We start from the raw sequence: 18,816 nt of genomic DNA on the forward strand, positions 1-18,816 counted from the left end.
TGAAGTTCGCTTCATGTCGGAGGCCAGCAGCAAGGGGCGCGGCGCCATCGGCGGTCTGCTGGGGTCCAGACACCTGCGAGCAGTCCTCCGGCTGTTGGGAGGGGCGCTTGATGAACGAGCCGGCAGGTGCGTCCCGGCTACCAGGCGACGGGGAGTTCGGCCGGTCGTGTGAACAAGAACTCGCGCGGCTCCCACGCCACGTCCTGGTGTTTGACCGCCAGGGTGAGATTGGGAAGACGATCCCAAAGCGTGCGCAGGGCGGTGCGTAGATACATGCGGGCGATGTTCACGCCGAGGCAGAAGTGCGGTCCGGACCCGAAGGTGACCTGTGGGTCCTCAGAAGCCGCACGTCCGGTACGGAACTTATGCGGTGTCTTGAAGTGGGCCGGGTCGTTGGCGGCGGCTCCGAAGGGGGTGACGACGTGCTCGCCCCGGCGGATGGTGACGTCGGTGATGGTGACGTCTTCCAGTGCGACGCGTGGCATGGAGGAGTTGGAGTTGTGGTGGTAGCGCAGCAGTTCCCACACCGTCTCGTCCCACAGCTCGTTCCCGTTCGTACCGTTCTGGAGTTGGCGCAGGACCTCCGGGTGCCTGGTCAGTGTGTGCACGGCGGTGGCGGTGGGGCCCATGACAGGTTCGGCGGAGGTCAGGAACAGGTACATCACCGTCCCTCGTAGTTCCTCGGCACTGATCATGTTCTCGGCATGGGCCTGAACGAGGGAGCCGATGGGCCCGGCTTCCGGCGGGTCGGTCAGGATCTGGTCGGTGAAGCACAGCAGCCGTTCGGTAGAGGCGCCCACCAGTACGGAGTCGGCTGTGGTGTCCATCTGGACCCGGAGATCCCCGACGATCCGCACACGCTGTTCCACCGGAACGTGCATCACCTCGCACGCCATGTGCAGAGCGAGCGGCCGACCGTAGGCGGCGACCAGATCGGCTGGGTTGGGCCCTTGGGACATTGTGTCGATGAGGCGGTGGGCATGTGAGGCCACCACCGGTTCGAGTGCGGCTGCTGCGGCGGGAGAGAAGTGTCGTTGCAGGACGCGTCGCACTCTGGTGTGGTCGGGTGGATCGAGGTTGAAGATCCCGCCCGGCACACCGTTGAAGTCGTCCCGTGGCAGCGGCACGGTCCCGCCGAGGGTCAGGTCACGGGAGAAGCGGCGATCGGTGACGATCCGCGTGATATCAGCGTGCCGGGTCGCCAGCCACACCATCTGTCCGGTTGATGTCCGGACTTTTACCAGGGGATGGTCGCGGCGCAGAGACTCGAACAGCGGCGACGGTCCGCCGTGTTCACCGGTCGGGAGGGGGTAGTCGATGGCCGAGTGGCTCGCAGGGCACTGCATGAGGAGCCTCCGGGGTGAGAGTCAGCTGGGCGTAGACCTGTCCCGGACCTGGTGCCAGGGCAGGCACCGCACCGGTGGCGAGGTAGTCGAAGAGCGGGAAGCGCCGGTGGTAGGCGAACACGGTGTGGTCGTGGCTCAGCAGGGCCGCTGCGTCGAGGACGACCGGGGTCTCCGCGAAGACGTAGTCCACATTCGCGTCGACCACCTCGGCCGCGGACCGGCCGCCGGCGGCCGCGGCCAGCGCCAGTTCCGTGGTGGCGCGCACTACCTCCCTGACGTTGGGTTCCGTCTCGTAGGCCTGACGGATCAGGGAGCGCAGTTCGAGGTAGCGAGCGTTCCCGGCGAGGCGCGACCAGACGATGACGTCCCGGTCCGAGTGGGCGTACCCGGCTGTTCTTATAGCCCGTTGGGCGGCGCGGCGCTGCTGGTGGACCTGAGTCATCACCTTGGCCACTGCCTTGCGTGGTGCCATCCCTGCGGAGATGAACCGGCGGGCCGCCTCCGGGCCCGCGAGCAGGACGTAGACGCGGTCGAAGCGGGGTACGGACCAGTGGATCAGGCACCGGATGGTGGCGGACGAGTAGAACGAGTTGAACGGGGAGACCCCCCACATCACCGACTCGCCGCGTTCGATCGGGGTGCCGTCCCCCGCCTCCAACAGAACCCGGCACACTCTAGGACGCCTCGATGACCAGGGCGTGCGGCCGGGCGAGGTAGTTGACCCAGTACTCTCTGCCCTTGTCGGCCACGCCCTGGCCGGTCACCTGCATCTCGTGCCAGGTGACGGTCTCGAAGCCCGCTGCCCGGAGCGCCTGCTCGTAAGTCTGCTTCGTCCACCAGACGGCGTCCACGTGGACAGGGGCGATGCCGGATTCCTTGGGGAACCAGGCGTCCAGGCTGACGGTGCGGCCTTCCTCCGTCGGCCCGACACCGGTCAGGGAGAAGTTGTAGGCGTCGTAGAAGCGGGGGAAGTCCGCTGCGTCGGCGTAGTCGGGGTTCAGGACCGGTGCGATGAACCGGCCGCCCGGCTTCAGGTCGGCCCGCGCGGTGCGGCACATCGCGGTCAGGTCCTCCCGGCTGGTGGCGTAGCACAGCACGTAGACAGCGAGGACGAGGTCGATGTTCCCGGCGATGTCGGCGAACCGTGGATCACACTGGCACTCCTCCCTGAGGTCACGGTGGAGGTAGGTGATGCCGAGCGGGCTCGCGTTCTCGATCTCCCGGGCACGCTCCAGCATCCCGAGGGAGATGTCGGCGCCGATCACCTGCTGGGCGCCCCACTGTTTGAGGTTGCGGCTGTACATTCCCGTGCCGCAGCCGAGGTCGAGGGCGAGCTTTCCGGTGAGGTCGCCGCAGAGTGCGCGGATGGAGGGATGCTCAATGTGGGGGCGGACGGGGAGGTCGCCGGCCGATGCCTCGTAGGCATCTGCTGCCGTATCGAACTGGCTTCCACCTTGGGTGCTCATGCAATTGACCGTAGCTACGGCAGGAACGCCTCGCATAGCCCCGACAAGTGGTTAACGGATCATTCGGAGCAAACCGCGTCACAGGGGTTCACCTCCCCCGTGCGACACACCTCTCGGCGCCCCCTCGGACAGGTTTGGCGTGGAGAAATGTCCGGTCGCATTGGAGCTCTCCCTGCGTGGTGCGCCTCCGGGAGTCGCCTCCTCGGCGGAGGCCGTCGCGTTTCCTGCTCGCAGAAATGGTCATCTGTGAGAGTTCCGCGGGAGCCCCTGGAGCAGGGCTGATTCATAGTCGGGGCGGTTTGGCGTCTGTGCTGGTCGGGACAGGCTGAGTAGGTCGAGCGGCCGGCTGTGCGGTGCGGAGGAGACCTCGCGCAGGCCGGCCGCGATGCCGGTGTATCCGGTGCCTCGCAGGGTGTCGATGGCGAGGTTGCGCAGGGTAGTCATGTTCTCGGGGCTGTGGCTGGTGCGGCGAGAGGAGCTCAAGTGGATGCTGGAGGTCAGCAGACAACCTTCGTGTCGGCCGTACACATGACGAACCGGGAAGGGCCGCGGACGGGGGACCCGCGGCGCTTCCCGGCAACCACCCCATGATCGACGCGGGGCCGGGGCCGGACAGGGCCAAACGGCCCCTTCCCTCCGCACGGCGGGTCGGGGGAGCGGTGCCCGGCCGGCGCTCGCACCTCGATGCCCTGGTGCCTGTGGGACCTGTACGAGATGCTGGGCTGGGCACGGGGGCCGTGTCGGCACGGGTGCCGAGGATGCGGTTGGACGAGTTGCTGGACGAGCTCCAGGCGCGGATCGACGCCGTACGCGGAACCCGGGACCGGGTGCACAGCCTGCTCGAGGCGGTCGTGGCCGTCGGGCGCGAACTGGAACTGGCGCAGGTCCTGCGACGCATCGTGGAGGCGGCGGCCCTCCTCGTGGATGCCGAGTACGGCGCCTTGGGGGCCATCGCCCCGACGGTCGCAAGCTCTCACAGTTCCTCACGGTGGGGCTCGCCGAGGACGAGGTCGCCGCGATCGGCCCCTACCCTGCGGGCCACGGACTGCTGGGCGAGATCATCCGCCACCCCGAGTCGCTGCGGCTGAGCGACCTCGGCACGCACTCCTCCTCCCACGGCTTCCCGGCCCACCATCCGCCGATGCGGACCTTCCTCGGTGCACCGATCCTGGTGCGCCAGGAGGTGTTCGGCAATCTCTACCTGACCGAGAAGCGCGGCGGAGCGGACTTCGACGCCGAGGACGAGGCCGTGATCACGACGCTGTCCGTCGCGGCGGGCGTGGCCATCGACAACGCTCGGCTGTACGAGGCCGCGCAGCGCCAGCAGCGCTGGCTCAGGGCCAACGCGGAGATCACCGAGAGCCTGCTGGCCGGCAGGTCCCGGGCCGAGGTGCTGGCGCTGATCGCCCGCCGGGCGCAGGAGATCACCGGGTCCGAGATCGCGGACATCGCCGGGCCCGTCCCCGGCACCGACAGCCTGGTCGTCGAGTTCTCCCTGCGAGGGGACCGAGAGACCCGGCAAGGGCTGGTCGTCCCGTTGGAGGGGACGCTTTCCGGAGCGGCGTACGTCCTGGCACGGCCCGTCGCCGCGGCCGCGCCGTCGGACGACGAACCGTACGCGTCCGACGCGCAGGTGGCGGGCGGACTCGGGCCCGCCGTGGTCGTCCCGATGGGGACCGAGGGCCTGGACAGCTGGGGGGTCATGCTGCTCGCACGCTTCCCGGGAGAGCCCGCCTTCACCGAGGACGAGCTGGAACCCCTCCTGGCGTACGCGGGGCAGGCGGCGCTCGCCCTAGGCCGTGTTTTAGATCGGGGTTCCGGTTCACGCCTCGCGCCGTGATGATCATGGTGTGGGGCGTGGGGATCTTTCTGATGAGCAGTGGTCGGTGCTGGAGTCGTTGCTGCCTGCGGCGGGTGTGAGCCGCAGGTCGGGGAACCGGCGGCGGTTGGTCAATGGAGTTCGGTGGCGGGTTCGGACGGGTGTTCCGTGGCGTGATCTGCCGCACGAGTACGGGCCCTGGCAGACGGTTTACGGGCTCTTTCGCCGTTGGCAGCGCGAGGGTGTGTAGGCCCGGATTCTCACCCTGTTGCAGGCGAGGGCTGATGCGGCCGGGCTCATCACCTGGGAGGTGAACGTCGACTCCACGGTCTGCAGAGCCCATCAGCATGCTGCTGGTGCCCGCCGGGACGGGTCCGGGCAGAAGGAGCCGCCCGGCGGTCTCGGGGTCGAGCCGGAGGATCACGGGCTGGGCCGGTCGCGGGGCGGGTTCTCCACGAAGATCCATCTGGCGTGCGAGCAGGGGCAGAAGCCGTTGTCGTTGCTGGTCACGGCGGGGCAGCGGGGTGACAGTCCGCAGTTCGAGCCGGTCCTCGAAGCGATCCGGGTGCCCAAGGTCGGCGGTGGCCGTCCCAGGCGCAAGCCGCTGCGGGTACGTGGTGACAAGGCGTACTCCTCGCGCGCCAACCGTGCCTACCTGCGCAGACGCGGGATCCGCTGCACCATCGCCGAGCCGGCCGACCAGGTCCGCAACCGCAAGCGCCGTGGCCGCGCCGGTGGCCGACCGCCGGCCTTCGACCGGGAGGACTACAAGGCCCGCCACGCGGTCGAGTGCGGGATCAGCCGCCTCAAGCAGCACCGGGCGGTCGCCACCCGGTATGACAAGCTCGCCGTCCGGTTCGAGGCGACGGTCCAGATAGCGGCGATCCACCAGTGGCTGTGACCAGCGGTCGCCCGCACGGTCATGCCATCCTGATCACGGCATTGGGCAGCACACGCATGGGGAGGGTTCAGTGACCGCCAGGTACTACTGCGCCGACAGCGAGAACGGCGATCACGTCGACGACCCGTCCGAGGACGCCCTGTTCATGCTGATCGGCGACCTCAACGACTTCGACAACACCTTCGTCGTCATCCAGCCCGACCAAGACGACCCCGCCTGGTTCGCCTCAGTCGCCGTCCTGGACGAGGGCGGATACGAGATCGTCCGCCGCGACACCACCCGCCGCGAACACGACGTGACCGTCGAGACCAGCAACGACCGCATCGCGGGCGACCTCACCAAGTGGCTGGCCGCCCGCGCTTCCTAAAACACGGCCTAGTCGCCCCAGACGGGTTCTCGGCGCCCTGCAGGCGTTCTACGCAGGCTCAGTCTGCCGGCACACCGTGCCGTTCAAGGCCGGGGCGTAACCTGCGCGGCACAACATGATACCGGTACCAGAGTTGCCGACGCGTGTGCACACGGAGTTCGGCACCAGGCCACGCTGCCCGATAAGGTTGCACGGGCAGCCCAACGGGACGAGTGCCGTCGGTGTGCGCGGAGGCGGGCAGGGCAGAGCTGTCGGGGCGGCTGCAGCCGCGTATACGGGTCCGCTGCAGGCCAGGGCGGCCGTGGCGGCGAGCAGAGCGGCACGAGCGAGCAGACGTGACATGGGAACTCCTACCTCAAAGGGCGGCACAACCAGCGCGATCAGGGTGTTTTGTGCAGATTTATCGCAGGCCCCTGGAGCAAGCGCTTCGTTCCTCGCCGTGGCGGACGACTTTTACCACGGTGGCAGCAGCGCCTGGTTGGCATCTCGGCACTGCCACACTGCAAGAGCGGGTCAGAAGCCATGGAGAGTCATGTCGTTGCTGCGGTTACGGGTTCCGTGCTTCGGCGGGTGTGGGAGTCGTGGCGGGCGCTGCCCGGCCGGGCGTTGGCCGTGACCACCAGGTCGCCCAACCGGCCAGTTGCGTGAACGCGGGGACCAGGACGCCCCGTACGACGGTGGCGTCGATGAGGACGATGGCCGTCATCGTCGCGCCCAGCACCACCAGGAGGCTGGTCCGGGCGAGCATCAGCGCGCCCATGCTTGCGGCGACCAGCAGTGCCGCGGTGGCGAACAGGCGGCCCGTGTACTCGATGAGCTACTGGCACTCGGGCGGCGCCCGCGGCGTCGTGCCGGCCCGGGCCGGGGCCTACTGGAGAAGGCCAGCGTGCCTCCACCAGTGCCTTTCCGTCGATGTGATCATGCCGATGTCTGTGAGGAAGGGAACGACCTTGGCTCCGCTCCACAGCAGCGTCTCTCGGAAGTGTGGGTTGGCGCGTACCTGGCTGCGGGCGGCGCGTGGGTCCAGGCCCATGTCGCGATAGACGTGGGTGTTGACCAGGAGCCTGGTGGCTGCCATGGCGCGCACACCCATCCGTTGCCGTTGAACGGCAAGGCGTGCGGGTGAGGTGCGTCTGACCGCGTCCCGCATGGCGGAACGCGCGAAGGTGATATGCCGGGCTTCTTCGGCGACGTGGATTTGACATACCTGGCGGACGAGTGGGTGGACCCGTTCGTCGCGGGCCGCCTCACGTTGGAAGCGGTCGAGGACTTCTTCGAAGATCAGCGGTGTGGCGAATGTGAGGTCGTCGCGGGACGGCAGGAAGCACGCCGCTGCCCGGTGGAGTGCCGCTGGGGGGCGGTAGTCGGGGCAGTCGAGCCGGTCCAGGAGTTTGCTGAACATGGCGGAGTGCCGGGCCTCTTCGGAGATTTCGGTCAGTGCGTATTGGGTGCGGGGGTCCTTGGGGTCGCGTCGGGTGAGGTGCCGAGCGAAGGTCTCCATCAAAAGGAGCTCGGACCACAGAGCCAAGCCCATCATGCTGGCGAGTTCACGGCGGGACGTCTCCCGGCGCTGTTTGTCGTTCATGCGCTGCCACAGTGGTGTTCCGAAGAGCGACAGGCGCTCGGGCACGCAGTACCAGGCATCATCCGGGGCGGTCGTGTCCCATGTGACGGAAGTCTGGGAGTCGGGCGGTGGAGATGCCTGCAGCAGCCGCCGGGCGACGTCGTGGGATGTGCCTTCGGGCGGCGCCGTTGTCGGGCGGGTGTCCATGGTCTACTCCCGTGTTCACGCGCTGCTGAGGACCCTTCCGGGGAGCACTCTGGTGCGGGCGTTCGCGGTGCTGACGGCCAACACAACGGTTGGCGCCTGGATTCACTCGCCCAGGTGTAGGGAAGGCAAGCAGGGCTCGCTGCTTTGGGGTCGGGTCCCGGGTAGCTGTTGTTCGGAAGTCGGGTTGCTGGCCTTTGCCGGACCGCTCATGGACATGAGTGGGGGCCGTTCGGGTGAACCGGTCTGGGCGCACGATCTGAGCGCCGCGCGAATCCCACGGAGTGCGATGCAGCCCGATATGTTTCCAGTGTGAACGCGCCCCGGTTCAGTCGTCTGGCAGGAGTTTCCGCTTATCTTCCCGAGAAGCGGATCTCGACAACCGACCTTGAGGAGGAAATCGCCCGGAAAAGCCCGGGCTTCGCCGTTCCTGCTGGATCGATTGAGAGTGTGACCGGCGTGGAACACCGGTACATCAGTCCGCCGGATGAGTGTCCGTCAGACCTTGCGGTCGCCGCCGCCCAGAAGCTTCTTGCCGAAACCGGGCAGAGCATTCAGGACGCAGATCTCATCATCTTCGCCGCGACCTCGTTGGATGTCCTCGAGCCTGCGACCGCGCACATTGTGGCGTCCAAGCTCGGCGCACAGTGCCCGGTATTCGACGTGAAGAACGCCTGCAACAGTTTCCTCAACGGCCTCGAGGTCGCCGATGCGCTGATCCGGACGGGTGCGTATGAACGCATCCTGTTGTGCTGTGGTGAGACCTGGCAGAAGACCAGACGCCTGTGCGTCGCGACGCCCAGAGAGTTCGCGCACGCCATGGTCAGCTACACCATGTCGGATGCCGGGGCGGCGATGTGGATCGAAGCCGCCGCCGAACCAGGCATCCTCGGCGCGCGCTTCTTCGCGCAGTCCAAGGCTTGGGGCGCCACCGTCATCCCTATTCCCTCCGCGCCGGAGTGGGAATGGACCAACAGCTTGGAAGCCATGATGCGAGCGGGTCGCTCTCTTGCCATCGACAGGAGGGTCGTGGAGCCTGCTATCGGGATGTCATTCGACGATGTCGCCCGATTTTTCATGCACCTTCCGACGCAGCGCTGGACCGACCGGATCCTGGCATCGCTTGATATTCCCGCCTCACGGGTGTCCACCACGATCCAAACCCACGGAAACACTGCGGCCGCCACCCTGCCCATGCAACTCGCCTTGGAGGTCGAGGCTGGGCGTCTGCATCCCGGTGACCCGGTGGTGCTCCTGGGCATGGCGAGCGGGGTCAGCCTCGGTACTCTCGCCCTTCGCCTCTAACACCCACCGTCACCCTCCGTGGCTCCGGCCACCTGCCCTGTTTGGAAGAACGTCACCATGGCCCCGTATGCGAACGGCTTCGAGACGATCCGCGACCTCTTGTCCACGCACTTCGACGATGTCGATACCACCATGCTGACTCCGCACGTTACCTTCGAAAGCCTCGGGCTGGATTCCTTGGGCCTGATGGAAATGCTGGTGGTAGTCCATCAAAGGCTGGGCGTGACGCTTTCCGAACTCGGCGTAGACCTCAGCTCGGCTCTGACCGTCGGGGATGTCGCCGCTGCCCTCGACCGACACATCCACTCCGCCCAGGGTTCGACTGAGCCCGACGGAGCGGCCGTATGAGAGCCACTGCGCTGAGGGTCACCGCACCAGATATGAAGCTTTCGAGGCAACTGACCCGTACGCCCAGCGTATGGGACGGCTCAGGCTCGGACGCCGGTATGGGCCGTGATCGTCTTTGCCGGCATCGCGGCGGACTTCTTGAGGCAATCACCGTCCTTTCGGCTCGGCCATTCGTCCCCCCACGTCAGGGTGCCGAGCATGCGCGCTGACGCCATCGCGGTGACCGGCATCGGTCTCGTCACGCCGGCCGGACTCACCGTCCAGGACAACTGGTCTGCGCTGTGCCAGGGGCGGTCATTGGCCACTCGGGATCCGCGTCTGTCCGGGCTGCCCAGCGACTTCTCCTGCCAGGTCCCGGCCTTCGACGCCGCCGCAATGTTCGGCCGTTCTCGTGCCAGGCGACTGGATCGCTTCGGTCACTTCGCTCTGATCGCGGCCCGCGCAGCGGTCATGGACAGCCAACTGGACTCGCGGACGTGGAATGGTGAACGCGTCGGCGTCGTCCTGGGTACCGCCTCCAACAGCATGCAGAACTACAACGGCGAGTTCTCCCAACTCCTTGACGGCCATCCCGCCCGGGTGTCACCCCTGGCGTTGCCCCGCAGCCTGCCGGACACGGCATCAGGAGAAGTCGCCCTTGACCTCGGCGCCAAAGGGCCGTCCTTCGCTACTGCCGCCGCCTGCGCCTCAGGGGCCGTCGCTCTGAGCACCGCCCGGGACCTCCTGCGCGCGGGCGCCTGCGACATCGTCCTTGCCGGCGGCAGTGAATCGCCTCTCGCCCCCATGACTGTCGCCTGCTTCGCTCAGATGGGGGCCATCTCCCGGCGCCGCGACCAGCCCCACCTTGCCTGCCGCCCCTTCGATGCCGACCGTGACGGACTCGTCCTAGGAGAAGGCGCAGCCGTTCTGGTCTTGGAACGCCACATTACGGCCAAGGCGCGATGCGCACCCATCAAGGCGCTCCTGCGGGGCTGTGGCACCACCACGGACGCCCACCACCCCGTCGCACCGCACCCCACCGGGGACGGCGCCGCACGGGCCCTGCGCATCGCGCTGCAAGACAGCGGCTGCAGCCCTCGCGACATCGGGCACATCAACGCGCACGGCACCTCTACCCGGCACAACGACGGCGCGGAAGCAGCCGCCTTCACCGACATCTTCGGCTCCAACCTGCCCCCGGTCACCGCGCCCAAAAGCATCATCGGCCATGCCATCGGCGCTGCGGGGGCCATCGAGGCGGCTTACACCGTTCTGGCCCTCCAGCACCAACAGGTTCCGCCCACCGCCAACTTCGAGGTCCAGGACGGTCCTCACAAACTCGACATTGTCACCGGCACGCCTCGCCCCGTCGCCGCGAACACCGCGATCACCTGCTCATTCGGATTCGGTGGCCGGAACTCAGTACTCCTGCTCACGACACCGTAATTGCAGCGCATCCACCTGCCCGCGCCGTGCGGATGGGCATGGGCCGGCGGCTATTTGAGTACGGCGTTCATGACTGCCTTGGCGAGCGGTGCGCCGAGCTTGCCGCCTCCGATGTCGGCGTCGGAGATGTTCATGTCCTTGGGATCGACGAAGACGGCCACACCAACAGGGGAGGTTACGTCAGCCTGCTTGGCGTAGGAGACGAACCACGCGCAGGTCCTTTCGTCGCGTACGTCGATGCCGTGCTCGGATGTGCAGGGCTTCCCGCCGACCCCTCACCCCGGGGATGTGGGCTCCGTTTCACGGTACCTTCCCGCACGGTGTGTTCCATCATGGCCTACACCTTCTTCGCGGTTTCCTCGGAGACGGCCTGGCCGTGAGCCTCAGGCTGCGTCTTCTCGATGACGGACAGATCGGGTGCCTGGATCTGCTCGACCAGGCGGGGCTTCATCACGGCGCCGTCGTTGGCGATGCCTGCGGCAACCACGGCCCATCTGCATCGGGTGCTGGTGAGGCTTTTCTGGCCCCTGCCGGTGAGCGCCCACCCATTGATCACCACGCGGACCCTCTTCGGCCGCCATGGTGACGGACAGGTCACCCGCTGCCGCTGCACACAGGGAGGCCGGATCACGCCCATGCTGCGAAGCAGCCTGCTCCATCACGTCCTCATCCCCGCTGCTCGCCGCGTGGAGATCTGCCCCGTCCTCGGCGCCGCCATCCGGCGGTACTTCGGTAGCGGCCCCAGGCGGCCGGGGAGACTGCCTGCGCCCCGTGTACAGAGCGAGATGAGGAACGCGGATGCGCAGATGTGTACTGACGCTGGCCCTGACGGCGAGTTTCGGCCTCGCTTTGCCGACCGCTGCCGCACAGGAGGCGGGCACCGCAGTGCCTGAAACCCTCCGCGCCTACGGCGTAGGCGGCCAGCTGGCGGGTCTCCAGGTCGAACCGACCCCATTGGCGACCAGTACCCGCCCCAGCGCCTCGACCGCGGGAATCCGCATCGGACGAGGACCGAACCGCATTTCCACCGGGGCTGCCTCAGCCTTTGTCTCCTACGACAGCGACATGGAGCGCGCCGAGGCGACCGTTGCTGATATCAGTATCTACGCGGTGATCGGGCGCATCACCGCCCAGCAGGTTTCCGTCACCTGCCGCGCCCAGAGGGACTCGGGAACGCAGGGCGTCGCCACGCTCACCCGGGCCTCGGTGGGAACCACCGAGCTGCCCGCGACCCCAGCCCCCAACACCGTGATCCTGTACCCCGCCGCCGCACCCGTGTTCGAACTGACGGTCAACGAGCAGTCGACCGCCCGTGGAGCCTTGACCGTCAACGCACTGCACGCACGCGCACTGGACGGTTCCGCCGATCTTGTCATCGGCTCGGCCACCTGCGGCCCCCTCGCCACGCCGGACGAGCCCACGTGCCCGGCCGGCTTCGTCGCGTGCGGCGACGGGGTCTGCATTCCCGCAGACCAGGTGTGCGACGGGGAGAAAAACTGCGACGACGGTAGCGACGAAACCTATTGCGGCCAGACTGCCGGCCTGCCGTGTCCGGAGCACTGATACCCCGCCCGCGCATAGTGCCTTCCCGCAGCACGGCGTCCGCTGCATCTGCCGTCTGGTCGCGGCGGTCAAGCAGGCCGGTCTCATCGAATCCCTCAACAACGCGAAGGACATCACCGTCTTCGCCCCGACGAACAACGCCTTCGCCAAGATTCCGAAGGTCCGACCTCGACAAGATCCTCGCCTACAAGGCGACGCTCAGCCAAGCCCTCACCTGCCACGCCGTCGGCCAGAAGCTCACCTCCAAGCACCAGCGCGGGGGCACCGCGTCGAGCGCGTGGTGTGCCAGGCGTGCGCCGCACCGGGTGTTGCAGGTCTGCGATTTCGTGTGCAGGTGGGGCCTCGACGTACAGGCCCTGCACAAGCCCCGGGGGTCGCGGGACGGCGATGCCGGACTGCCCTGCTGACAGGGTGTTCTCTCTCTACGCGCCCCGTTTGAGCACGGCGTTCATGACGGCTTTGGCGATGGGTCCGGCGAGGCGGCCACCGCCGATCTCGGATTCGGGGATGTCCATGTCGCTGGGGTCGATGAAGACGGCGACCGCGACTGGGGAGGTCCCGTCGCTCTGTTTGGCGTAGGAGACGAACCAGGCGTAGGGGCGATTGTCTCGTACATCGACGCCGTGTTCGGCGGTTCCCGGTTTCCCGCCCACGGTCACGCCGGGTATCTGCGCCTGGCCGGCGGTGCCTTCGCGGACGGTGTGCTCCATCATGTCCTGCACCTTGCGGGCGGTGGCCTCGGAGACTGCCTGGGCGTGGGGCTCGGGTTCGGTCTTCTCCAGCACGGACAGGTCGGGCCCGTTCATTTGTTCGACCAGGTAGGGCTTCATCACCTTGCCGTCGTTGGCGATGCCGGCCGCGACCATGGCCATCTGCATCGGGGTGCTGGTCAGGCTTCCCTGGCCTATGCCGGTCAAGGCGGTCTGCGGCCGGTCGAGCCGCTCGGGGTAGGAGCTGGCCGCGGTGCGGACCGGCGTGAAGTGCTCCTTGTTGAAGCCGAACTTCTCCGCGGTCTCGCGCATCTTCTCCACGCCTGTCTTCAGAGCCGCGTCGAGGAAGACGCTGTTGCAGGACCACTGCATGGCCGTCTTCATCGACACCTTGTCGCACTGGGCGTCGGGTACGACGTTGCCGATCGTGCTGCTGCTCTGTGGCAGCGTGTAGCGGGCGGGCAGGCCGGAGGATGCGTCGATGTCGGTGACCGTACCGTGCTCGAGGGCGGCGGCCGCGGTGAGGATCTTGAAGGTGGAGCCGGACGGGTATGCCTCGCGGATCGCCCGGTTGCTGAGCGGCTTGTCCTTGTCCTGGTCGAGGCGGGTGAACTCCTCGCCCTCCTTCATGGAGTTCCCGGTGAACACGGACGGATCGTAGGACGGGGTGCTGGCCAGGGCGAGGATCTTCCCGGTGCGGGGGTCGAGGGCCACGACCGCACCTTTCGCACCGAGGTCCGTGAGCCCCTGGTAGGCGGCCTTCTGTGCCTTGGGGTCGATGGTGGTGACGATGTCACCACCCGCGGTCTTCTTTCCGATCAAGGTGTCGAATAGGCCGCGCTGCAGACGGAGGTCCGTGCCCGCGAGGATGTCGCGGTGGACACCTTCAAGAAAGGTGGCCCCCTGTGCCTGGGAGAGGTAGCCGGTGATCGGCGCGTACATCGGCCCGTCGACGTAGGTGCGCTTGTACAACAGGTCGGAGCCCGGGGTCGGTATCGAGCCGGTGATCGGGCGTCCGCCGACGATGATGTCCCCGCGGGGGCGGCTGAAGGCCTCGATCAGGTTTCTGCGGTTGTTCGGGTCTTTGGCCAGGCTCTCGCCGGAGACTGCGTGGATCCAGGTCGCGCGGCCGAGCAGGGCGAAGAACAGCACCCCGAAGAAGACTGCGGTGTGCCGGAGGGTCTTGTTCATGTTCGCTTTCGAAGAGGTGTGCGCCAGATCAGGGGCGGGGGCCGGTCAGGAGGGGGCGTGGGGGATGGCTTCGAGAAGGTGGCGCACGACGGGTACGGCGGACGATCCGCCGGTGATGCCGCCTTCGACGACGACGGCGACGGCGACGTTGCCGCGGGTGGCGACGACCCAGCCGTTGTTCGGGGCGCTTTCGCTGACCTCGGCGGTGCCGGTTTTCGCGCCGACGTTCCCGGGCAGGCCGGCCAGACCGCGCGCGGTGCCGTCGGTGACGGTGGCCCGCATCAGGGCGCGCAGCTGGGTGACGACCTCGGCGGGCAGCGCGCTGGTGGTGGTCTTGTCCTCGGTGCCGGGGGTGATGGTGGGCTGGTGGAAGGTTCCGGAGACGGCGGTCGCGGCGACGGAGGCCATGGTCAGCGGGTTTCCCAGCACGCGGCCCTGGCCGATCATCGAGGCGGCCTTCTCGGTCTGGTCGCCGGGGGCTGGTACGGATCCGTCGAAGGTGGGAAGGCCCACGTTCCACTCCTGCCCGATGCCGAAGTACTTCCCGGCGACCTCGCCGAGTTCGTTGTCGCCGACTTTGCCGCGCAGGCTGATGAACCCGGTGTTGCAGGACTCGGTGAAGTTCTTGGTGAACGTCGCGCCGGGAAACTCGGACGTCTCGACGTTGTGGAACTGCTTGCCGACGGTCAGGTACTTGGGGCAGTCGACGATGTCGCCCGGTTTAACGGCGTCGGCCAGGAGCAGCGCGCTGGTGGTGACGATCTTCCAGGTGGAGCCGGGGGCGTAGGTGCCGGAGAGCGCGCGGTTGAACCCGGCGGCCGGCGAGTTCGCCACGGCCAGGATCTCGCCGTTGTCGATGCGCAGAGCCACGAGCGCCGCGTCCTTGCCGTCGGCCTTCGCGGCCAGGGCCTGGTCAGCCGCCTTCTGCCACTCCGCGTCGAGCGTGGTGCGAATGCTCTGTCCGGCCGCGGCGCCGTCTTCCTTGCCGAACCGGGCCTCGATGCCGGTGACCTCTCCGCTGGCCCGGTTGATCCGCTCGATGACGCCGCGCGGACCGGCCCCTGCACGCTGCGCGATCTGGTCGAGCACCGGTTTCAGGGACGGGCCGGCGTCCGCGGACAGCGGCTTGCCCGTGCGGTCGGTGACCGGGGCGGTATCGGTGTCCTGGCGCTGCAGGCGGAACTTCTCGGTGCTGCTCAGACTCGGGTGGACCAGTGACAGGTCCCACGCGATCTTCCACGCCCCGTTGTCCTGTCGGCGCACGGGTATCTGAGAGTCGTAGGACCAGGTCCCCAGACCGGTGACCGGCATCTTTGCGGAGAACGCGAGGGTGACGGTACCGTCCTCGGCCGCCCGGGCCGCGCCGGCAGTCAGGGCCGGTTTGCTGATGTCGAGCCCTGCGGTGAAGTTCCGCAAGGCCGTCTGTGCCTGGTCGGGGCTGGTGGTGCGGGCCCCCGCGCTTTGGGTACGGCCGGCTGCCCAATCTGCCAGGAAGCCCTGAGCCTGGGTCACGGCGGCCGGATCGGTGACCGGCCGGTCCGGTTCGAACGGTCCCCAGTGCGCGACGTACGCGCCGCCTGCCGCGACCGCGGCAACGCCGACTGCCGCGACAGCTATGTGCAGGAGGCGCCGACGTCCGCGGGTGGGGGCAGGGTGTTCCAATTCAGACATCACAGGGTCCTTCCGACTTTCAGCTGGACTGCTTCACGAGTGGGGCGGTGAGTGTTCCGGGTGGGTGCTCACGGCCGAAGCCGGGGTGCGGGAATGCGCCCGGCGGGGAATCCCGGGCAGACCGGGGTTGCAACGCCTTGGGGGGCGTGCGGCGAGGGCGCAGACGCCGCGGGCCACCGGTGCCGCGCAGGCGTTCCTGCTGCACCTGGTGTGCCGACGCAGGAAACTCCGGCCGGGGTCCGGTCCGGGCATCAGGGGCAGGTACGCATGCCAGGGTGCAGGCGCCCACGCCGACCGCGAACAGCAGGGCGATAAGAGCCAGAGCGGGAATCGAAGGGGTGGACATGCCCTGAGATCAGCACTACCCCCCCTATTGTGTCCAATATCTGAATCGACCCTGGAACGATGCCTTTCTGATATCGTTGCTGTTCGTGGACATAGTCGGGCATGTGCGGTGCTTTGTCGCTGTTGCAGAGGAGAGACATTTCGGTCGAGCAGCTGTACGGCTCGGCATGGCGCAGCCGCCCCTCTCCCAGCGCATCCAGCGACTGGAGAAGGAGCTCGGGGTGCAGCTGTTCGAGCGCACCAGCCGCAGCGTCACCCTCACTCCAGGCGGCGCGCTCCTTCTGGACGAGGCACGCGCCCTGCTCGCCCGTACCGACACGTTCCTGGCCGACGCTGCCCGCATCCGGGACGGCCGCAGCGGCCTCCTGCGCGCCGCGCTCCCCTCCGGCATTGCCGGCGAGTCCGTCGCCGCGATCCTCGCCGGTCTGCACCGGAGCCAGCCAGGCCTGGAGGTGGAACTCCACGAGCTGTCCACCGCCGAACAGCTCGCCCGCATGGCCGCCCACGAACTCGACGCGGGAGTGATCCACCACCCCTGCGACACCGCCGGCCTCGACCTTGGCCCCGTCCTCCGCCGTGAACTCGGCGTCCTGTTGCCGCAGGGCTCACCCCTGGCCGCACGAGCCGAAGTACAGCTCTCCGCCCTGGCCGGACACGACCTGATCCTCTTCCCCCGCGCGGACGCCCCCGCCCTCTACGACGAGCTCCTCACCACCTGCGCCCGCGGCGGCTACACCCCCGACACCGTCCGCCACGGCCAGGGCGACAGCTTCATCCGCGGCCTGATCCACTCCGTCAACGCCATCGCCCTCACCCCACCCGCCCCCGGGCACCCGGCCGACGGCGCCGACCAGGACATCGTCTGGCGCCCCCTGACGGGCACCCCGCTGGCCTGGCGCTTCTCCACGGCCTGGCCCAAAGACCGCAACAACGCCGCCGCCCTCGCCTTCGCCGACGCCGCCCTCAACGTCCTACGGAACACCACCGGCGTGTCCGCCGACCTTCCCCCGCGCCCCCTCCACCTGCGCCCGGCATCGGAGTACTGGCTGTGAACCCCCTCCAGCGCATCCACACCGCCTTCACCGACGCCGGCGCCACCGGCTGGCTCCACGCTTTGGACATCGACACCGGCGCCGAGATCAACGCCGGTGCCGACCATCCCGTCGTCACCGCCAGCGTCCACAAGCTCTGCCTGCTCCTCACCCTCCACCAGCACGCCGAGCAAGGCCTCCTCGACCTGACCGAACAGCACGAATGCCCACCCGACCGACGCACCTCAGGCCCGACCGGACTGGCCGCGATGCTCGACCCCGTCCGGATCTCCCTGCGCGACGCCGCCTACCTCATGACAGCCGTCAGCGACAATGCCGCCGCCGAACTCCTCCTGCAACACGTCGGCCTCGACGCCGTCAACACCACCACCCAAAACCTCGGCCTCACCCGCACCCGCGCCCTTCACACCTTCGCCCACACCCAGGCCACCCTCCGCGAAGACGCCGGCCCCGCCGGCGCCCAAGCCCTGACCGACCCCCGCGTCATCGCGCGCCTGCGCGCACTGGACCCCGCCCGCACCAACCACAGCACCCCCCGCGACATGACCCGCCTCCTTACCGCGATCTGGCGCGACGAGGCCTCCACACCCGAACACGGCGCCGCGATCCGCCGCATCCTCGGCCTCCAGGTCTGGCCCCACCGCATGGCCTCCGGATTCCCCTTCGACGACGTCCACGTCGCCGGAAAGACCGGCACCCTGCCCACCCTCCGCAACGAGGTCGGCGTCATCGAATACCCCGACGGCGGCCGCTACGCCATCGCCGTCTTCACCCGCGCCGCCAACCCCGCCGCCACCCTCCCCGCCGTCGATGCCGTCATCGGAACTACCGCCCGCATCGCCGTCGACGCATTGCGCACCCGATAGGCATACAGGAAGACTCCCTACAGGCCGCTGGGTCTGGCGGCGCACCACCCCCAAAACCTCAGCCCCCCAGAGCGCGCAATGGAAGACCGGTGCCGCTCAGCGGCACCGGTCTTCCGGCTGGAGTCGAGGGCTCTCCGGGGTCAGGGAAGGGAAGTGCACGACCTCCTGGCCTGCTCCACAACGGCTGCCAAGTACTGGGCCCGACACCGTGCCGATCTGCAGTCGGGCGGGAACTCGACAGTGATCGTGACATCAGGGCCGGCTCCGCAGTCGATGGTGATGGTAGGGCCAGGGGCGGGGCGGGCCGCGGGCCCAGGCAGCGCCGTGGCCTGGGCAACCGGGACACTGAGCAGAGCCGCCGACAGCAGGCCGACGGCAACTGTGCGGAAACGGGTGATCGTCATGGAGCCTCCGATGCTGGATGTGTAAGCCAGTTACTCCTCGTTTCCCGCTGGGCGCGACCCGGACAAGACCGAACGGGTGCCTCCTCCCTGCCGTGGCCTTGGGCCTGCGGAAGCGAAGCGCCCGCCTCGCGGTCCGCATCGCTTGATCCCGCAGACCGCGATCACGACCCCGTCCGGATCTCCCTGCGCGACGCCGCCTACCTCATGACAACGGTCAGCGACAACGCCGCCGCCGGCCTCCTTCTGCGTCGCGTCGGTGGTGTCTGACG

At 68.2% G+C, this 18,816-nt stretch carries 16 protein-coding genes and 3 pseudogenes; 11 read left to right on the top strand and 8 right to left on the bottom strand.

Translation table 11 applies throughout. The features are described from left to right. Positions 1-137: 137 nt before the first annotated feature. The 3 genes from R4Z63_RS25035 to R4Z63_RS25045 form a co-directional block, all read right to left on the bottom strand. Entirely contained in the window at positions 138-1,214 is a 1,077-nt protein-coding gene (locus R4Z63_RS25035; RefSeq protein ID WP_384452129.1) for a cytochrome P450, read from the bottom strand. Positions 1,215-1,293: 79 nt separating this feature from the next. After that, positions 1,294-2,019, bottom strand: coding sequence for a tRNA-dependent cyclodipeptide synthase (locus R4Z63_RS25040; RefSeq protein ID WP_384452126.1), 726 nt, complete (start codon positions 2,017-2,019; stop codon positions 1,294-1,296). Between the two features lies 1 nt (position 2,020). Then, on the bottom strand, positions 2,021-2,812 hold the full coding sequence (locus R4Z63_RS25045; protein WP_384452123.1) for a class I SAM-dependent DNA methyltransferase: 792 nt from the start codon (positions 2,810-2,812) through the stop codon (positions 2,021-2,023). 758 nt (positions 2,813-3,570) lie between these two features. Here R4Z63_RS25045 and R4Z63_RS25050 point away from each other — a divergent pair. From R4Z63_RS25050 to R4Z63_RS25060, 3 genes and pseudogenes are all read left to right on the top strand, one after another. Beyond that, a pseudogene (locus R4Z63_RS25050) lies at positions 3,571-4,646 on the top strand (GAF domain-containing protein); the annotation flags it as partial. 16 nt (positions 4,647-4,662) lie between these two features. Then, positions 4,663-5,532 (top strand): annotated as a pseudogene (locus tag R4Z63_RS25055) (IS5 family transposase). 70 nt (positions 5,533-5,602) lie between these two features. Next, positions 5,603-5,899, top strand: coding sequence for a hypothetical protein (locus tag R4Z63_RS25060; protein WP_384452120.1), 297 nt, complete (start codon positions 5,603-5,605; stop codon positions 5,897-5,899). A gap of 547 nt (positions 5,900-6,446) precedes the next feature. On the opposite strand, the gene R4Z63_RS25065 is transcribed toward R4Z63_RS25060, so the two are convergent. Continuing rightward, positions 6,447-6,713, bottom strand: a complete 267-nt coding sequence (locus R4Z63_RS25065; protein WP_384581638.1) for an MMPL family transporter — start codon at positions 6,711-6,713, stop codon at positions 6,447-6,449. A gap of 54 nt (positions 6,714-6,767) precedes the next feature. Continuing rightward, positions 6,768-7,670: an AurF N-oxygenase family protein gene (locus R4Z63_RS25070; RefSeq protein ID WP_384452118.1), complete on the bottom strand. Its 903-nt coding sequence runs from the start codon at positions 7,668-7,670 to the stop codon at positions 6,768-6,770. 309 nt (positions 7,671-7,979) lie between these two features. On the opposite strand from R4Z63_RS25070, the gene R4Z63_RS25075 reads away from it, so the two are divergent. The 3 genes from R4Z63_RS25075 to R4Z63_RS25085 all read left to right on the top strand — a co-directional run bounded on the left by R4Z63_RS25075 (position 7,980) and on the right by R4Z63_RS25085 (position 10,745). Next, a complete protein-coding gene (locus R4Z63_RS25075; protein WP_384452115.1) occupies positions 7,980-8,972 on the top strand; it encodes a 3-oxoacyl-ACP synthase III family protein in 993 nt (330 codons plus the stop codon). Positions 8,973-8,990: 18 nt separating this feature from the next. Next, the gene (locus R4Z63_RS25080) at positions 8,991-9,320 is read left to right on the top strand and encodes an acyl carrier protein (protein ID WP_384452112.1); all 330 of its coding nucleotides are present in this window, start codon (positions 8,991-8,993) and stop codon (positions 9,318-9,320) included. Positions 9,321-9,518: 198 nt separating this feature from the next. Further along, positions 9,519-10,745, top strand: a complete 1,227-nt coding sequence (locus tag R4Z63_RS25085) for a beta-ketoacyl-[acyl-carrier-protein] synthase family protein (protein WP_384452109.1) — start codon at positions 9,519-9,521, stop codon at positions 10,743-10,745. 337 nt (positions 10,746-11,082) lie between these two features. On the opposite strand, the gene R4Z63_RS25090 is transcribed toward R4Z63_RS25085, so the two are convergent. Then, entirely contained in the window at positions 11,083-11,232 is a 150-nt protein-coding gene (locus R4Z63_RS25090; protein ID WP_384452106.1) for a penicillin-binding transpeptidase domain-containing protein, read from the bottom strand. A 311-nt stretch (positions 11,233-11,543) separates the two neighbouring features. Between R4Z63_RS25090 and R4Z63_RS25095 the strand changes: the two genes are divergently transcribed. Together R4Z63_RS25095 and R4Z63_RS25100 are read left to right on the top strand one after the other, a co-directional pair. Beyond that, positions 11,544-12,308: a choice-of-anchor P family protein gene (locus R4Z63_RS25095; protein WP_384452103.1), complete on the top strand. Its 765-nt coding sequence runs from the start codon at positions 11,544-11,546 to the stop codon at positions 12,306-12,308. A 55-nt stretch (positions 12,309-12,363) separates the two neighbouring features. Then, positions 12,364-12,574, top strand: a pseudogene (locus R4Z63_RS25100) (fasciclin domain-containing protein); the annotation flags it as partial. Positions 12,575-12,730: 156 nt separating this feature from the next. Here R4Z63_RS25100 and R4Z63_RS25105 read toward each other — a convergent pair. Next, entirely contained in the window at positions 12,731-14,209 is a 1,479-nt protein-coding gene (locus R4Z63_RS25105; protein ID WP_384452100.1) for a peptidoglycan D,D-transpeptidase FtsI family protein, read from the bottom strand. A gap of 45 nt (positions 14,210-14,254) precedes the next feature. Further along, positions 14,255-15,880, bottom strand: a complete 1,626-nt coding sequence (locus R4Z63_RS25110; protein ID WP_384452096.1) for a penicillin-binding transpeptidase domain-containing protein — start codon at positions 15,878-15,880, stop codon at positions 14,255-14,257. Positions 15,881-16,311: 431 nt separating this feature from the next. Here R4Z63_RS25110 and R4Z63_RS25115 point away from each other — a divergent pair, with 431 nt between their 5' ends. The 3 genes from R4Z63_RS25115 (at position 16,312) to R4Z63_RS25125 (ending at position 18,814) form a co-directional block, all read left to right on the top strand. Then, positions 16,312-17,277, top strand: coding sequence for a LysR family transcriptional regulator (locus tag R4Z63_RS25115; protein WP_384452093.1), 966 nt, complete (start codon positions 16,312-16,314; stop codon positions 17,275-17,277). After that, positions 17,268-18,143 carry a serine hydrolase gene (locus R4Z63_RS25120; protein WP_384452202.1) on the top strand — a complete coding sequence of 292 codons (876 nt, stop codon included), beginning with the start codon at positions 17,268-17,270 and terminating at the stop codon, positions 18,141-18,143. Before R4Z63_RS25115 ends, R4Z63_RS25120 begins: the two co-directional genes overlap by 10 nt. A gap of 89 nt (positions 18,144-18,232) precedes the next feature. Further along, entirely contained in the window at positions 18,233-18,814 is a 582-nt protein-coding gene (locus R4Z63_RS25125) for a serine hydrolase (protein ID WP_384452090.1), read from the top strand. Positions 18,815-18,816: the final 2 nt, after the last annotated feature.

The organism is Streptomyces sp. PL-29, from assembly GCF_058344425.1.